Source organism: Microbispora bryophytorum, from assembly GCF_043197435.1.
GTDB lineage: Bacteria > Actinomycetota > Actinomycetes > Streptosporangiales > Streptosporangiaceae > Microbispora > Microbispora bryophytorum.
Genome location: NZ_JBICTF010000006.1, coordinates 430,963 through 445,546, shown reverse-complemented (window position 1 = coordinate 445,546; position 14,584 = coordinate 430,963). Strand labels below are relative to the sequence as shown.

Genomic DNA, 14,584 nt, shown 5'->3' with positions numbered 1-14,584 from the left:
GATTCAGGCCGGTGTCTATGAAGCCGGTGTCTATGAAGCCAGCGTCTCGACGAACGCGGCGAGCTGGGCGACGTTGCGGCACTCGTGCATGGGCACGACCGAGCCGTACGGCGTGGCGAGGGAGTCCCCGGTGTCCCACCGGGCCCGGGGCTCGGGGTTGAGCCAGTAGGCGTGCCTGGCCTGCCCGGCCAGCCGCTTCAGCGTGCCCAGCGCCGGGACCTGGTAGTTGGACCTGGCGTCGCCCAGGATCAGCAGCGACGTCCGGGGGCCCACGGCGTCCGGGAAGCGTTCGGCGAAGCGCTCGAAGACGTGGCCGTAGTCGGTGCGGCCGAACCTGACGATGTCGGCCGTCTCGGTCAGGCGGGCGATGGCGTCCAGCACGTCCGCACCCGGGGCGAACAGGTCCGTGATCTCGTCCACCGTGTCCACGAACGCGAACGCCCGCACCTTGGTGAACTGCTCCCGCAGCGCGAACGTCAGCAACAGCGTGAAGTGCGAGAACGTGGAGACCGAGTCGCTGGCGTCGCACAACACGACCAGCTCGGGCCGGTGCGGGCGGGGCGGGCGCAGGTGGGTGGTGAGCGGCACACCGCCCGTGGACAGCGAGGCCCGCACGGTGCGCCGGAAGTCGAGCCGGCCGCGCCGCCCCCGCTTCTGCCTGATGGACAGCCGGGTGGCCAGGCGGCGGGCGAGGGGGTAGACCTCCCGGCGCAGCCGGGCCAGCTCATCCTTGGACGCGCGCAGGAAGTCGACCTGGTCGATCGGCGGCCGGACCGCCGACCTGGCGATCTTCTCGATGCCCGACTCCTCGGCGATCCTCCGGCGTACGTCGGAGGCGACCGCCTCCGTGAACGCCTCGATGGTCCGCGCGATGTGCCGCCGGGCGACCTTCTCCGGCAGGCCGCCGCGCTCGTCGAGCATGGCCGTCAGCATCCGGGCCACCAGCGTCTCGGGCGACAGCGCGCGCAGCACCGGGAAGGAGAACCACGACTGCCTGCCGGGGGCGGCCTGGACCTGCCCGAACCGCCCGACCATCGCCCGGGCGAACTCCCGGAACGCGGGATCGGCCGGGTCGCCCATCAACAGCTCCGCCAGCCGTTCGCGAAGCTCCGGCAGCTCGGGCAGTGCGGCGGTTTCCACGACGGCGGCGCCCTCCGCGGTGCCCTCTGCCGTGCTCTCTGCAGTGCTCTCCTCGGGGCCCTCCTGGGTGCCGCCGATCACCGGCGGGAACCACAGGTCGAAGAGCAGGTCGAACCCCGGCCGGTGCGCGGGCCGCTTCACCAGCGTCGCGGCGTACGCCTCGCGCAGCGTCTCCCGCTCGGCCAGGTCGACGACCATGAGCGCGTGGGCCGCGTCGAGCCCCTCGGCCGGGGAGACCGGCAGCCCGGCCTCCCGCAGGGCGTGGACGAACCCGACGTGCCGGTCCACGAGGGACGCCGGAGTCGTCATGACCGGGACGGCAGGCCGAGCTCCTTGGCGGCCCGCACCTGGTCGGAGTTGTGCTTGAGCACCACGCCCAGCGTCTGGCCGATCAGCGCCTCGTCCAGCTCCGTACGGCCCAGCGCGAGCAGGGTGTGCGCCCAGTCGACGGTCTCCGCGATCGACGGCGACTTCTTCAGCTCCAGCGCCCGGAGCGTGGCCACCGTACGGGCGAGCTGGTCGGCGATGCTCGCGGGCAGTCCGGGCACCTGGGCGAGCAGGATGTCACGCTCCCGCTCCGGCGTGGGGTAGCCGAGGTGCAGATAGAGGCAGCGCCGCTTCAGCGCCTCCGACAGCTCGCGGGTCGCGTTCGAGGTCAGCACGACGTACGGCCGGCGCGCGGCGGTGATCGTGCCCAGCTCGGGAATCGTGATCTGGTAGTCGGACAGGATCTCCAGCAGCAGCCCCTCGACCTCGACGTCGGCCTTGTCGGTCTCGTCGATGAGCAGCACGGTGGGCTCCTCGCTCCTGATCGCCTTCAGGAGGGGGCGCTCCAGCAAAAACTCCTCGGAGAAGATGTCGTCCCAGGCGCCGTCGTCGGCCTGGATGCGCAGCAGTTGCTTCTTGTAGTTCCACTCGTACAGCGCCCGCGCCTCGTCCAGGCCCTCGTAGCACTGCAGGCGGATGAGCCGGGCGCCGGTGGCCTCCGCCACGGCCTTGGCGAGCTGGGTCTTGCCCACCCCCGCCGGTCCCTCGGCCAGCAGCGGCTTGCCCAGTGCCCCGGCCAGGAACACCGATGTCGCGATGCCGTCGTCGGCAAGGTAGTCGACGGCCGTCAGCCGTCCCCGGACCTCGTCAGGCGAGGCGAACCACATGTGCGCTCCCAACCGCTGATACCGAATGTTGTTCTACTCTAGCCCGATTTCGACCGCTCTGATTTGGACTGTCCTGGGGCGTGCGATAACCTCTAAGGGCTTTGCGCCGCTAGCTCAGTTGGTTAGAGCAGCTGACTCTTAATCAGCGGGTCCGGGGTTCGAGTCCCTGGCGGCGCACCACCTCGGAGAGCCCAGGCCGTTCGGCCTGGGCTTTCCGCGTTACCCGGGTGGCGTGCAGGGACGCGAGCAGTTGGAGGCGTTCGGCGTCCGCGGTGCCGGGCTCGTGCTGTATGGCTTCGAGATCGAACCAGAAGTCCGGAAGTGGCTCGACGACCTCGGCGACAGTGACTTCAAGCGAGTAGACGAGGCAGCACGATGAAGAGGGCGGTACGGCGCCGACGGTGCCGTTGCTCCGGCTTCTGGCCGCCGCTCTCGACGCCGACGTCCGCCTGACCCCCGGTCATGACGTGGGGTCGCTGTGGTTCGAGGCGCACGCCGCCTGATAGTGCATCGGGCCGGCCGCCTTACGGATCGAGGGTGCGGATTCGGCCGAACTCGCCGTCGTAGCCGGGGTCCTTGGTGACGTCGCCGTTCCGCAGACGGCCGATCGCCTCGGCAAGCGGCGGTGAGCAGCCGGCGATGGCGTCGAGGGGAAGGTCGCCGAGGATCGCGAGCTCGGGCCCGAGCGCGGCAACGAGTCTGTCGGTCTCCGCGCTCACCTTCTTGCTCTTCGGGCCCACCCCCAGGGTCTCGGCCACGAGATCCGGGAGCGGGACGAGGTTGCGGAAGCCCGCCGCGCCTTCTGGGCTCCTGCCCGCCGGGCGGTCCGCGAGGTCCTCGACCCTGCTCAGCACGCCGACCGTGAGCTTCCTGCCGCATATCGGGCAGAGCCCGCCGAGCTTGCGCGTCTGCTCCGGGTCGAGCCGCACGTGGCACTTGCGGTGGCCGTCGACGTGGTATTTGCCCGCCTCTGGGAAGAACTCGGTCGTGCCGCACACGCCGGCGCCGGTGCGCAGGGCCCGCTCGATCGCGAAGTAGTCCAGATCGGTCTCGAAGACCGTGGTCTCGCGGCCGACGATGGGCGGCGAGTGGGCGTCCGAATAGCTGACCAGCCGATATCCGTCGAGGCCGGAGACCTGCCACATCATGGCGGGGTCGGCGGACAGCCCGGTCTCCAGCGCGAAGACGTGCTCGGTGAGGTCGCCGAAGCACTCCTCGATGCTGTCGAATCCCGATTTCGAGCCGAGCACGCCGAACCACGGCGTCCAGACGTGCGCCGGCACCAGGTACGCGCCTTGGCCGCAGGCAAGCACGGCCTCCAGCAGGTCGCGCGAGCTCATGCGTACGGTGGGCCGGCCGTCCACGCCGAGGTCGGCGACCTTGGCGAGCCCTCGGCCGAACTCCTCGACCTGGTCGAATCCGGGCAGGTAGACGAGGTGGTGGATCTTCCGGGAGCGGCCGCCCTGGGAGTAGACGGTGGAGATCTCCACCGACAGCATGTACCGCACGGGTGCGGCGGCCACGCTGCCCGGCAGCGTCGCCGCGACCTCGCGGTCGAGGTCGTCGCGCAGCCGGAACAGTCCGGGCTCGGCCGGCACGAGAGCGGTACGGAGCCGGCGCAGCCAGGCCGGGTGGGTGAGGTCGCCCGTGCCCATGAGCGTGACGCCCTTGCGCCGGGCCCACCAGGTCAGCTGCTCCAGGTCGCTGTTCTTGCTGCACGCGTAGGCGTACCTGGAGTGCATGTGCAGGTCGGCGTGGAAACGCACGGTGACCTCTCCCGTCGGCTTGACCCTGGATCTACCAGTTTGCCGATCAGGAGGGGTCCAAACACCACGGCGAAGGCGGGGAGTGCCGGACCGCTCGGACGCGGCGCCGGGACGAGGGTCCCGGCGCCGCGTCAGAAGGCGGTCAGGGGATCAGTAGAGCTTGTTGTCCGGCACCGGCAGGTCGATCTGCTGGGGACCGTGCCAGGCGCCCTTGTCCTTGACGATGTCGCCGCCGTTCAGCGCGTGGCCGACGCCGAGCACGAGCGGAATCTCCACCCGGCTCTTGTGCAGGTCGACGGTGACGGTCGTGCCGGTGGCCCGCTCGCCGCTGTAGTTCGAGTCGGTGCCGGCGATCACCAGCCCGATCCTGTGGCCCTTCTTGAAGACGTACTCCTGCGGCAGCGTCTTCCACTTGACCTGCGCGTACGTGCCGGGGGTCAGCGGCGACGACGCGGAGAGCGAGCCGCGGTTCTGCGCGTCGATCCAGCCGCGGGCCACGACCTCCAGCGGACGCGTGGCCAGGTTGGTGACGACCTTCTTGTAGCAGGCGTCGTCGTCGGCGGTGCCGTCGCCGTGGCAGTCCTCCTCGGCGAGGGTGGTGACACCCTGTCCACGGCGCCAGTCGACTCGGGTGTCCTCGCCGAAGTCGACGAGAAGCGCGGTCAGGTTCGAGGTCGGCTTGTCGAGCGAGACCCGCAGGTCCACCTCGGGCGTGCCCGACATGCGCAGGTCGCGCGGCAGCTCACCGGTGGTGAAGGAGACCCGTCCGGGCTTGGCCGTGCCGACGTCGGCGACCATCGCGTCCTCCGACTGACGGATGTCGGTGAAGCTCGCGGTCTCACCGTTCTTGCCGGGGTTGAGGTTCAGCGAACCGTCGGCGGACGGACGGAAGAAGTGGGTCGAGGCGGCAGGCGTCGGCCAGTCCTTCTGGGTGACCCACTCGGCCGGGCCGACCTGCACGTCGGCGCGCGGCTCCTGCATGATCCCGTTGTCCACGCCGAGCAGCCAGCGGTCGAACCAGCGGTGCAGCGTGTCGACCCACAGGTCACGGCGCCCCTCGAAGTCGAAGGGGTCCACGTGCTGATACTGGCCGACCCAGATCTTGCGCGGCACGTTCCGGTCGGCGAGCGCCTGCCACCACACCGAGAAGTTGTCGGGCTTGACGTTCAGGTCGTTGACCGTGTGCACGACGAAGACGCTGGCGTGCACCTTCGACGCGTCGCCGAGCGACCCGGCGACGTAGTCGCGCTCGGCCCAGAAGCCGTTGTAGTTCCCCGTGGTGTCGTCGGCGTCGACGTCCAGCTGAGCCCGCTTCGCCGCGCACTTGGCGGCCGGGTCGGTGTCGACGGCCCGGGACAGGTACGACATGTAGTTGTAGTTGTAGATGACGCCGTTGGAGCGCTGGTACTTGTACCAGGAGCTGATGGCGGAGATCGGGACGATCGTCTCCAGGCCCTCGACCCCGGTCGCCGCGACCGCGTTGGCCAGCGTGCCGTCGTACGACTTGCCGATCATGCCGGCCTTGCCGGTGCTCCAGTCGGCCACCGCGGTGGAGCCGTCGTCGTGGTAGGCGGGGGCGCGGCCGTTCAGCCAGTCGACGACCGCCTTGCCGCCCAGCACGTCGGCCTTGCCGCCGACGTCGGGGCAGCCGTCGGACTTCGTGGTGCCGACCATGTCGACGTTGAGGACGGCGTAGCCGCGCGGCACGAAGTAGTTGTCGTAGAACAGCGGGAACTTGAGGGGCTCGCCCGCCGCGTCGTACGTCTTGCGCTCGGACTCGTTGCCGCGCCCGGAGTTGTCGTAGTAGGGGCTCTCGTCGATGATCGTCGGCACCTTGAGCCCGGGCCCCGACTCCTTTGGCCTGATGATGTCGACCCTGACCCGGTCGAGGCGGCCGTCGGAGTCGCTGTCGACGCTCGACTCGACGTAGACGTGCTCGCGAACGGCGTCGGCGTAGGAGAAGACCGGTTGGGTGCGTCCCTGGTCGACGGTGATGGCCGGATCGTCGGCCGCGTGGGCCGGGACCGCGCCGATGGCGGTCAGGGCGACCGCGGCGATGGCTGCTCGTAACAGCACGGAGAGCCTCCAGAAGGGGGTGTGGAAATCCTCCGCAAAGTTCCATGCATGCCTGTATGCCGACAAGATCCCTTTATGTGATCGACATCACCTTGATCCTGCTGTGTGACAGAAGTGGTTCACGACGGGTCGGAGAGCGTTGTGAAGCTGTGCTCAGCTCTCCCGGCTGACGAACACCGGCGTGTCCGAGACGGCCAGGCGCAGCATCCCGTCGCGGACCTCGACGACGCGCGGCTCGCCGAACGCGTCCACGGCGGTCGCGGCGGACGCCGGCCAGGGCCAGGAGACGGCGACGGGCGGCCGGTCCTCCCCGCCGACCGTGTCACCGGCCGTGTTGTCGGCTGTGTCACGCGCCGTGTCGTCGGCCGGGTCGCGACGGTTCCACAGCACGAGCAGCGGCCCCTGTCCGGCGCGCTCGACCTCGAACGCGTACAGGCCGGGCGCGTCGGCGGACCGGACGCGGGTCACCCGGCGGGCCCCGGCGAGCTGCGCGGCGAGCAGGGCGAAGGTGTCCGCCGCCGGATGCCGGACGGCGAGCTCGCGGTCCCGGTAGCCGAGCATGGCGAGCTTGCCGAACATCAGATGCATGATCTGCAGCGGGTCGGCCGGCCCAGGAACCTCGGGCCCGAGGTTCCAGTAGAGAGTGCGGCGGACCCCCGCGGCGAGCGCCTCCAGGGTGCAGGCGACGAGCTGGCGGCAGTTGATCCGGTGGCGTCCGGCCTCCAGCTCGGGCGGGCACCCCTCCATGAACATCTGCAACCGGGGCGGCAGTTCCGGCATCCGCGCGTACAACGCGGCCATGGCCCGTCGCTCGGGGGTGTCCTGCCGCGCCCTGGCGGCCAGTTCATCGGTGCTCTGCACGGCTGGCTGGCTCGTGCTCTGCACCGGCGCTTCGCCGGCGAAGGCCTCGGCGAACACCTCGTACATGACGGCCTGGGCGTCGGGGAACTCGAACGGCACGGGCGCGGCGTACTCGCCCACCACCACCGGCCTGAGACAGTCCTGCGCCCGCATCAGCTCCCGCACGGCCTCGATATGGGCGGGGACCGCGGCGGCGTCGCCGTACAGGTGCACGTCGAACAGGTCGAAGGCGTCACGGCCCCCGGACAGCACCTGCTCGAAGAAGCGCCAGGGCTCGCTTCCCGCCTCGCTGCCGAGCACGTCGTAGCCGCACCCGCCGAGCACCACGGCGGCCGCGGGGTCGGCCTCCTTGACCGCGGCGTGCATGACCCTGAGCTGCGCGACGTACTCGTCGGCGGTTCCCGCCCACAGCAGGTCGGTGTTGCTCGGCTCGTTGTCGCACTGCCAGTAGTGCACCCGCCCGGCGCAGCGGCGCACCACCCGGCGGACGAACTCGGCGTAGGCGTCCAGGTCGTGCGCGGGGGAGGGCGGCAGGAAGTCGGTCGGCGTCCGGGTCGCCCAGGGGGAGCTGGAGCACAGCGTGATCCACACCTCCTCGTCGCCGTCGAGCTGGGCGAGCAACGCGTCGACCACGTCCCAGCGGTAGCGGCCCGGCTCGGGCTCGACCTGGCTCCAGTACACGTATGCCCGGACGATCCCGGCGCCCAGCGATCGAGCCTGGGGGACGAACGTGCCGGGCGGGCCGAACAGGCCGTAGCTGACGCCCCTCACGATGCCCAGCCGGATCCCACGCGGTTCGTACGCGTCGGGCGTCGCCTGCGCCATCAGTACCTCCGATGTCGGTAAGTTTATGTCGTACACATGAAGTGTATGTCGTAAACTTACGGCATGGGCGAGGGAGAGACGAACGAGTTCCCGCTGATCTGGACGCAGCAGTCGCCGCGCCGGCGCGGGCTGGACCGGGAGAAGATCACGGCGGCGGCGATCGGCGTGGCCGACGAGGCCGGGCTGGACGGGCTGACGATGAAGGCGGTCGCCGCCCGCCTCGGGCCGTACTCGCCGATGGCGCTCTATCGGCACGTGCACAGCAAGGAGGGCCTGTTCGACCTCATGCTCGACGCGGCCACCGCCGAGGTCTCGCTGCCGGGGGAGCCCGGCGGCGACTGGCGCGGCGACCTGCGCACGCTCGCCCTGGAGACCCGGCGGATGACGTCACGGCACCCCTGGTTCGCCGTGCTGGTCCACGCCCGCCCTCCGGCCGGTCCGCACATGATGCGCCGGCTGGAGTTCATGCTCGCCGTCCTCGTACGGCGGGGGGCGACTGTGGGCGAGGCCATGACCTATGCGGCGCTGATCGATCGGCACGTTCTCGGCAGCGCCCAGCAGGAGAGCGAGGAGGCCCGCCAGGAGCGGCGCCAGGGCCTGGACGACGACGCCCGGCTCTACGCCGCCATCGCGACGCTGCGCGAACTGGCCGCCGCCGACGGCGGCCTGCCCCACCTCACGGAATGGCTCACCCATCCGGCGGGTCCCACGCCGGACGAACGCTTCGCGATCGGGCTCGATTTCGTCCTCGACGGCATCGCCGCCCGGCTGCCGTGACCGCCGCCGGCCGGTAGCTCAAGTTCGGGGGCGCTCAACCCCGTGTGCTCTCCCAGTCCAGTTCGCCCTTGACGACCTTCGGCCGCCAGCCGCGGATCGGCCTGCCGGTCTCCAGCGACCTCGCGGTCGCCTTCAGCAGCGCCAGGTAGGACGGCCACACGACGTCGCCCTCCTGGGTGAGGCCCTCCTCGTTGAAGAACTCGCCCGTCTCCCCGGTGCGGGTGTCGACGAAGAGGTTCCCACCGTCGTTCGCGTAGGCGAAGGGGACCAGATGGCCGTCCCACCAGTAGCCGAGCGAGTCGCCACCGATGTCGCAGAGCAGCTTCCACTCGCTGCGGATGTGCTTGGCGGACATCAGCTCGTAGAAGGGGGCGGGGCCGAACCCCCATGAGCCGGCGCCGTCGTGCCGCAGCAGCGAGGCGCGCAGGTCGTCGGGGAAGCGCAGCCCCATCGCCGCTTCCGACCTGGCGATGTCCAGGGGGCGGGCCGGTGGCAGCAGACTTTTGTATGTGACGGGCGCCTTCCGGGCCAGCCACCGCTCGATGCGCCGCCACACCGCGTTCACCTCGGCGGTGACGCGCGGCCCCGGCACGCGCGCCCGGGTCGTACGGCCGGGCGTACGACGGGACGGCAGGCACCCGCCGGCCCGCAACTCCTCGGCCGTCGGCTTCTCCGGGGGCGGCTCCACGGTGGGCGTCGGGGTGGGGGACGGCCGGGGACCGCCGGCGCAGCCCTGCCGCACAGGCGCGGGCTCCTCGGCCCAGCGCAACTCGCAGCCCGCGGTGACGACCGGGTGCCAGTCCCGCAGCGCCTCGCCCCGCTCCAGCGCGCCGGCCAGCGCCTCCAGCATCGTCAGATGTGACGGCCAGCCCATCGGGCCGTCATACGTCACGTTCTCCTGCGCCCTGGCCTCGCCCACCCGGCCCGTCCGCGGCTCGACGAACAGCTCCCGCCCGGAGCCGTCGCTGCCGACGGCCAGGAAGCTGCCGTGCCATGTCCCGTTCTCGGGGTCGGCCGCGTCCAGGTCGCCCTCCATCACCAGGTCCTGGCAGTTCCCCCAGTTGATGTAGTCGATCTCGAAAAGACCGAGCAGGCCGTACGAGGGCGGGAGCTGGAACCCCGCGCCCAGGTTGCCGTCGGCGCCGTCATGCCGGAGATAGGAGACGTACAGGTCGTCGGGAAGGCGGCGGCTGTGGTTCGTCTCCCATCCGGCGAGGTTCTGCGGGTCGGCGCCGAACTTGAGCTTGCGCAGCGTGGCCGAGGCGTGCGCGCCCAGCCAGCGTTCGATCCGGTCCCACGCCTGGTTCACCCGCGCGGCGATCGCCGGATCGGGCGTACGCGGGGTGTACGTGGGTTCGGCGCTCACGAGGCTCGGGTCCTGCCCCAGATCGGGGCTGAGCTTCGCCTCGTCGTCCCACTGCACCGGCGGGCACCCGATGCTCTTCGCCTCCTCGGGAGTGAGGGCGTTGGCCTTCATCTCGGCTTCGAACTCGGGATCGTCACAGGACAGCGACACGGTGCCGCCCATGGACATGGAGGAGCACATCACCGTCTCCTCCATGAGGTCCGGTTCGCCCGCGAGCCCGGCCATCAGGAGCGCGGCCACGAGCGCCGGCCATAAGACACGTGCCCACCGTGATCTGATCACCGGCGCACTGTATCGATCTTGCTGGTCATTCGCAGGTGCCAGATGATCCGTTCATGGAGGTCCTCGCCGGCCGGGCTCGAACCGGCGTCCACCCGGCCCCGAGCCGGGCGCTCTACCACTGAGCTACGACGAGGCCGGGTTCCAGTCTGCTCGACAGGCCCCGGCCGCGCCACGGATTAATCCGGCCCCACGGCTTGATCCGGCCCCACGGCGGAGGGCAGGTCGCCGGTCACGACGCCGCCCTGAAGCCCGTGCAGGGCCTCCGGAGCCAGGTCGGGCCGGACGGTCCGGCCGCTGAACACCCCGGCGCGGCGCAGCAGGGCCGCCCAGACCGGATCGGCCACGGCGACTCCGTGCACCAGCTCGGGGGTGAGCCGGAACACCGCGACACGGTGCTTGGGCGCGGGCGCGGTCCAGCCCGACTTCTCCGGATCGAGCCCCGCCGTACGGCAGGCCACCTCGACGTCCGCGCGGGTGCAGGACGCCGTGCCGTCCAGCACCTCCCAAGGCGGCGGCAGCGCGGCCCAGACCCGGGTGCCGGGATCGACGTCGCCACCGGCCGAGCGGTGCCAGGCCGCCAGATCGGCGGCCATCAGCCGCATCGCCTTGCCGGGGCAGGACGCGTCCAGCAACTCCAGGGCGTCCAGCGAGGCGAGGCACGCGAGCCACCCGGCACGGGCCGCGTTGTAAGCGCTCGCCAGAGCGTTCCACGTGCTGGAGTCGTCGCCGCGCCGGACGACCATCGTCGCCCGGTCGGTGGTCGGCCGCCAGCGCGGGCCCAGGAGCCGGGCGCTGTGCCGCATGACCGCGGACCACTGACCGAGCAGCAGCCCCCGCTCTCCGTCGGTGAGGCGGCCGAGCACGTCGGGTGTGGGCCGGACCTGCGCGATCATCCACCAGTCCGCGTCGTCTCCGCACCGGCGGAGCAGGACCTCCGCGATCTCGTCGAAGGGGTTGTCCCGCCCGGAGAGGCTGAACTCGCGGCGCAGCTTGCGGCGCGCGGTGGAGTAGGCGACGAAGCAGGCGGCGTCCGGGTCCGCGACGAACCTCTCCAGCGGGATGCTCGCGCCGAAGCCGGTGACACCGATCAGCAGCAGCCGCCGCTTGTCCCACTCGGCCTCGAGCGTCCCCGCCTTCGCGGCGATGCGGCGCAGCATGCGGAACCGGCGGTTGTACTGCCGCTTCGACAGGTCCATCCCGGCGGCCTCCCTGGCCTCGCGGTTGAGCCGGTCGGCCAGGAAGTCGGTCCGGTCGGGCGCCCATGCGATCGTGCGGCCGGCCGTTCTCGCGTACGCCAGCAGGGACTCGGGGTCGTCGGGGTCCACCTCCGCCGGAACGCCGAACAGCCTGGCTGCCGCCGCCACCTGACGCGCTCCGCCGACGGGACGCGCGTAGTCGCTCGACATCGAGGTGAACCACGCGGAGCCGCGCGAGGAGTGCTGTGCCGCACGGCCCAGCACGAGGCGCTCACGGCCCGACAGCCGTCCGGCCAGCGCCTGGAGGACCAGTTCGGCGACGTCCTCCGGCCGGTAGCGGCGGTCCAGTGAGCCGTGCAGCTCGACGAGCGCGTCCCGGCGGGCACGCTCGGAACCCGTGCGGTGCTTCATGCCCGCCATGATGTCCGCCGTGCCCGCCGGGAATCGATCGGTTTATCCGGCCGCCGGGGAAATGCCGTTGGGCGTGCGGGCCAGGACGGGGGAGACTTCTGCGTATGGAGACCATCTCGGCGGCGCGGCTCACACTCCGGCCGCTGACCGCGCAGGACGCGGACGAGATGGCGGAGGTGCTGGCGGGGGAGGAGCTGTACGCCTTCATCGGCGGAGCCGCGCCCACCCTGCCGGAACTCCGCGCCCGGTATGCCGCGCTCGAAGCCCGCCGGTCTCCGGACGGGCGGCAGGAGTGGCTCAACTGGATCATCCGCCGCGACGCCGACGGGCGCGCGGTCGGCTACGTGCAGGCGACGGTGGAGGACGAGGGGCGGCGGGCCGAGGTCGCCTGGGTCGTGGGGACCGCCTGGCAGGGCCGGGGGTACGCCTCGGAGGCGGCGGCGGCGCTCGCCGGATGGTTGCGTGCGCGCGGTGTCGCCCGTATCGAGGCCCACATCCATCCCGATCACCACGCGTCCATGACGGTGGCCGGCCGGATCGGCCTGCTGCCCACCGACCACATCGAGGACGGCGAGCGCCTGTGGGTCTGGGACCGACCGGCCTGAAAGCCCTGGTTCTGCCGGTGCGGCACGTCAGGGAGTGACCGTCGGAATTCGGCGTGGCCGGCGCACCGACGTTTTGATCGCAATTGAAGTGACCTCAGCGGGGAATCTCTCCGTAGTGAGCCTCGAAACTGTATGGTTCTTGCGCTCCTACGAAGAGGTGATCGGTCGTGCTCCTACGCTTCCGGGTGGCCAACCACCGGTCGTTGCGCAACGAGCAGACGTTGTCGTTCGTCGCCGTGCCGAGGCGGGGGGAGCCGAAGCCGCGGGCCGCTGATATCCCCAGAAGCGTCGCCGTGACGGGGATCTACGGGGCGAACGCGTCGGGAAAGTCCAATGTGCTGGACGCTCTACGGTGGATGAATTGGGCGGTGAAGAGTTCGCACACCAAGTGGGCGCCGGGCGGAGGGGTGCCGCGACGCCCGTTCCTGCTCGACGAGGTTGGCCCGGATACCCCCTCCTTCTATGAAATCGACTTCCTCACGGAGGGAGTGCGCTATTCCTACGGCTTCGAGGTCGACGACGACAACGTCCGCGGCGAGTGGCTGTACTCCTTTCCAGCCGGACGGCCCAGGACGTTGTTCGAACGGAACGGACCTGAGGACTACAGGTTCGGTCGGTCCCTGGGCGGGGAGACCGCTCGGATCGCGAAGCTCACCAGAGGCAACGCCCTTTACCTCTCCTCGGCGGCTTCGAACAATCACCCGTTGCTGGGTGCCCTCTACGAGACGCTGGTGAGGAATGTTCACTTCGCTGAGCAGGACGACCTCGACGAGCAGGACCGGCTCTCGGTGACCATGAAACTTCTCGAGCACCCTCGGGCGGCCAGGGACGTCAACGAACTCCTGCGACTGGCCGATCTGGGCCTGGAGTCGGCAGAGGTGGTACCCAGCGAGATCCCGCCCAATATGCTGGCGAATTTCCGGCGTGTACGACAAGTCGCGATGGAGAGCGGCGTCAACTTCCCCGGCGAGGAGCAGTTCGAGAAAGAGATACGCCTGCATCGGGCCGGGACGAACGTCACCCTGAACATCAGAGATGAGAGTGCGGGCACCCGCGTCTGGCTGTCGATGCTGGGCTACACCCTGGTGACGCTTCTGGCGGGTCACGTGCTGGTGGTGGACGAAATCGACTCCAGCCTGCATCCCGTGCTCGGTTCGACTCTGATCCGGATGTTCAAGGACCCCGAGATCAATCGGAACGGCGCGCAGTTGTTCTTCGCGTCCCACGACACGACTCTGCTCGGCACCATGCTCGACGACGAGATTCTGAACCGGGACGAGGTCTGGTTCACGGAGAAGGACGTGAGCGGCGCCACCACCCTTTTCTCACTTGCCGATTTCCGACCGAGGAGCGATGAGAACATCGAGCGCGGCTACCTCCAGGGGCGCTATGGTGCTGTGCCATACCTGAATTTCGACAAGATTCGCGAAATCTTCCGAGAAATGGAACCCGATCTGGATGAGCCCTCGGCGTAGTCCCCCACGCCTGGAACGGCCTTCGGCCCGGAGATATCCAAAAAAACGCATCCTCGTCATCTGCGAGGGAGTGGTCACCGAGGTTCAGTACTTCAACGGAGTCAAGGATCACTTCAAGGCGGTCCCTGTCGACATTGGGCGCTGCGACGTCGACGGCTGCGGGAAGGATCCGCTGAGTGTGGTCAAAGAGGCGATTCGGCGTCGTGACAAGGCGCGCGGCGACGCACGGCGGCAGCGGGACGCGTTCCTCGCCTACGACGAGACGTGGGCGGTCGTCGACGTCGACGACCATGCGTCTCTGAGCGAGGCGATCCGGGCGGCGCATGCGAACGAGGTCAAGTTGTTGATCTCCCGTCCCTGCTTCGAGATCTGGTTGCTGTGGCACTTCCAGGACTGCCTGGCCGCCCTCACCAGCAGAGATATCCAGCGGAAGCTCGCGGCGCGGCTGCCGAACTACGACAAGCATCTCCCTGCGGCTTTTCCCTACCACGACCATCTGGGAGCCGAACGCCGTGCCCAACTGGCCGACCCCGACCATATGACGCCCAACCGCAAGGGACGCAATCCCTCGACGAATGTGTGGCTCTTGGTGACCGCGATAGCCCAGTCCGGGAAAGGGGGAATACGGCAGTAGCGTCCGGAGACCCCGC

General features: G+C 70.0%; 12 protein-coding genes and 2 tRNA genes. 6 read left to right on the top strand and 8 right to left on the bottom strand.

What is annotated here, in order from left to right:
• Nucleotides 1–30 precede the first annotated feature (30 nt).
• Nucleotides 31–1,449, bottom strand: coding sequence for a vWA domain-containing protein (locus tag ACGFIB_RS22785; RefSeq protein WP_393374739.1), 1,419 nt, complete (start codon nt 1,447–1,449; stop codon nt 31–33).
• Nucleotides 1,446–2,294, bottom strand: a complete 849-nt coding sequence (locus tag ACGFIB_RS22780) for an AAA family ATPase (RefSeq protein WP_357260980.1) — start codon at nt 2,292–2,294, stop codon at nt 1,446–1,448. The genes ACGFIB_RS22785 and ACGFIB_RS22780 overlap by 4 nt, the downstream gene beginning before the upstream one ends.
• A 103-nt stretch (nt 2,295–2,397) precedes the next feature.
• Here ACGFIB_RS22780 and ACGFIB_RS22775 point away from each other — a divergent pair.
• Both ACGFIB_RS22775 and ACGFIB_RS22770 read left to right on the top strand, forming a co-directional pair.
• Nucleotides 2,398–2,474: transfer RNA gene (locus tag ACGFIB_RS22775), tRNA-Lys, on the top strand.
• 52 nt (nt 2,475–2,526) lie between these two features.
• A complete protein-coding gene (locus ACGFIB_RS22770) occupies nt 2,527–2,673 on the top strand; it encodes a hypothetical protein (protein WP_393374736.1) in 147 nt (48 codons plus the stop codon).
• A 145-nt stretch (nt 2,674–2,818) separates the two neighbouring features.
• Here ACGFIB_RS22770 and ACGFIB_RS22765 read toward each other — a convergent pair whose 3' ends face one another.
• The 3 genes from ACGFIB_RS22765 to ACGFIB_RS22755 all read right to left on the bottom strand — a co-directional run bounded on the left by ACGFIB_RS22765 (nt 2,819) and on the right by ACGFIB_RS22755 (nt 7,822).
• Nucleotides 2,819–4,060 (bottom strand): endonuclease Q family protein, encoded by a 1,242-nt coding sequence (locus ACGFIB_RS22765; protein ID WP_393374734.1) that lies wholly within the window; start codon nt 4,058–4,060, stop codon nt 2,819–2,821.
• Nucleotides 4,061–4,210: 150 nt separating this feature from the next.
• On the bottom strand, nt 4,211–6,136 hold the full coding sequence (locus tag ACGFIB_RS22760; RefSeq protein WP_393374732.1) for a Xaa-Pro dipeptidyl-peptidase: 1,926 nt from the start codon (nt 6,134–6,136) through the stop codon (nt 4,211–4,213).
• A 153-nt stretch (nt 6,137–6,289) separates the two neighbouring features.
• Nucleotides 6,290–7,822 (bottom strand): hypothetical protein, encoded by a 1,533-nt coding sequence (locus tag ACGFIB_RS22755; protein ID WP_393374729.1) that lies wholly within the window; start codon nt 7,820–7,822, stop codon nt 6,290–6,292.
• A gap of 63 nt (nt 7,823–7,885) precedes the next feature.
• Between ACGFIB_RS22755 and ACGFIB_RS22750 the strand changes: the two genes are divergently transcribed.
• Entirely contained in the window at nt 7,886–8,599 is a 714-nt protein-coding gene (locus ACGFIB_RS22750; protein ID WP_393374726.1) for a TetR/AcrR family transcriptional regulator, read from the top strand.
• Nucleotides 8,600–8,633: 34 nt separating this feature from the next.
• Here the strand turns inward: ACGFIB_RS22750 and ACGFIB_RS22745 are convergent, their stop codons facing one another.
• The 3 genes from ACGFIB_RS22745 to ACGFIB_RS22735 all read right to left on the bottom strand — a co-directional run bounded on the left by ACGFIB_RS22745 (nt 8,634) and on the right by ACGFIB_RS22735 (nt 11,854).
• Nucleotides 8,634–10,247 carry an SMI1/KNR4 family protein gene (locus tag ACGFIB_RS22745; protein ID WP_357251501.1) on the bottom strand — a complete coding sequence of 538 codons (1,614 nt, stop codon included), beginning with the start codon at nt 10,245–10,247 and terminating at the stop codon, nt 8,634–8,636.
• Nucleotides 10,248–10,308: 61 nt separating this feature from the next.
• Nucleotides 10,309–10,380 (bottom strand) — tRNA-Pro (locus ACGFIB_RS22740).
• 43 nt (nt 10,381–10,423) lie between these two features.
• Nucleotides 10,424–11,854, bottom strand: a complete 1,431-nt coding sequence (locus tag ACGFIB_RS22735; protein WP_393374723.1) for a hypothetical protein — start codon at nt 11,852–11,854, stop codon at nt 10,424–10,426.
• A gap of 104 nt (nt 11,855–11,958) precedes the next feature.
• Between ACGFIB_RS22735 and ACGFIB_RS22730 the strand changes: the two genes are divergently transcribed.
• The 3 genes from ACGFIB_RS22730 (at nt 11,959) to ACGFIB_RS22720 (ending at nt 14,568) form a co-directional block, all read left to right on the top strand.
• Entirely contained in the window at nt 11,959–12,459 is a 501-nt protein-coding gene (locus ACGFIB_RS22730) for a GNAT family N-acetyltransferase (protein WP_393374721.1), read from the top strand.
• A 167-nt stretch (nt 12,460–12,626) separates the two neighbouring features.
• Nucleotides 12,627–13,934, top strand: a complete 1,308-nt coding sequence (locus ACGFIB_RS22725; protein WP_393374718.1) for an AAA family ATPase — start codon at nt 12,627–12,629, stop codon at nt 13,932–13,934.
• Complete coding sequence (locus tag ACGFIB_RS22720; protein ID WP_357251491.1) at nt 13,918–14,568, top strand: RloB family protein; 651 nt, start codon at nt 13,918–13,920, stop codon at nt 14,566–14,568. The genes ACGFIB_RS22725 and ACGFIB_RS22720 overlap by 17 nt, the downstream gene beginning before the upstream one ends.
• Nucleotides 14,569–14,584 lie beyond the last annotated feature (16 nt).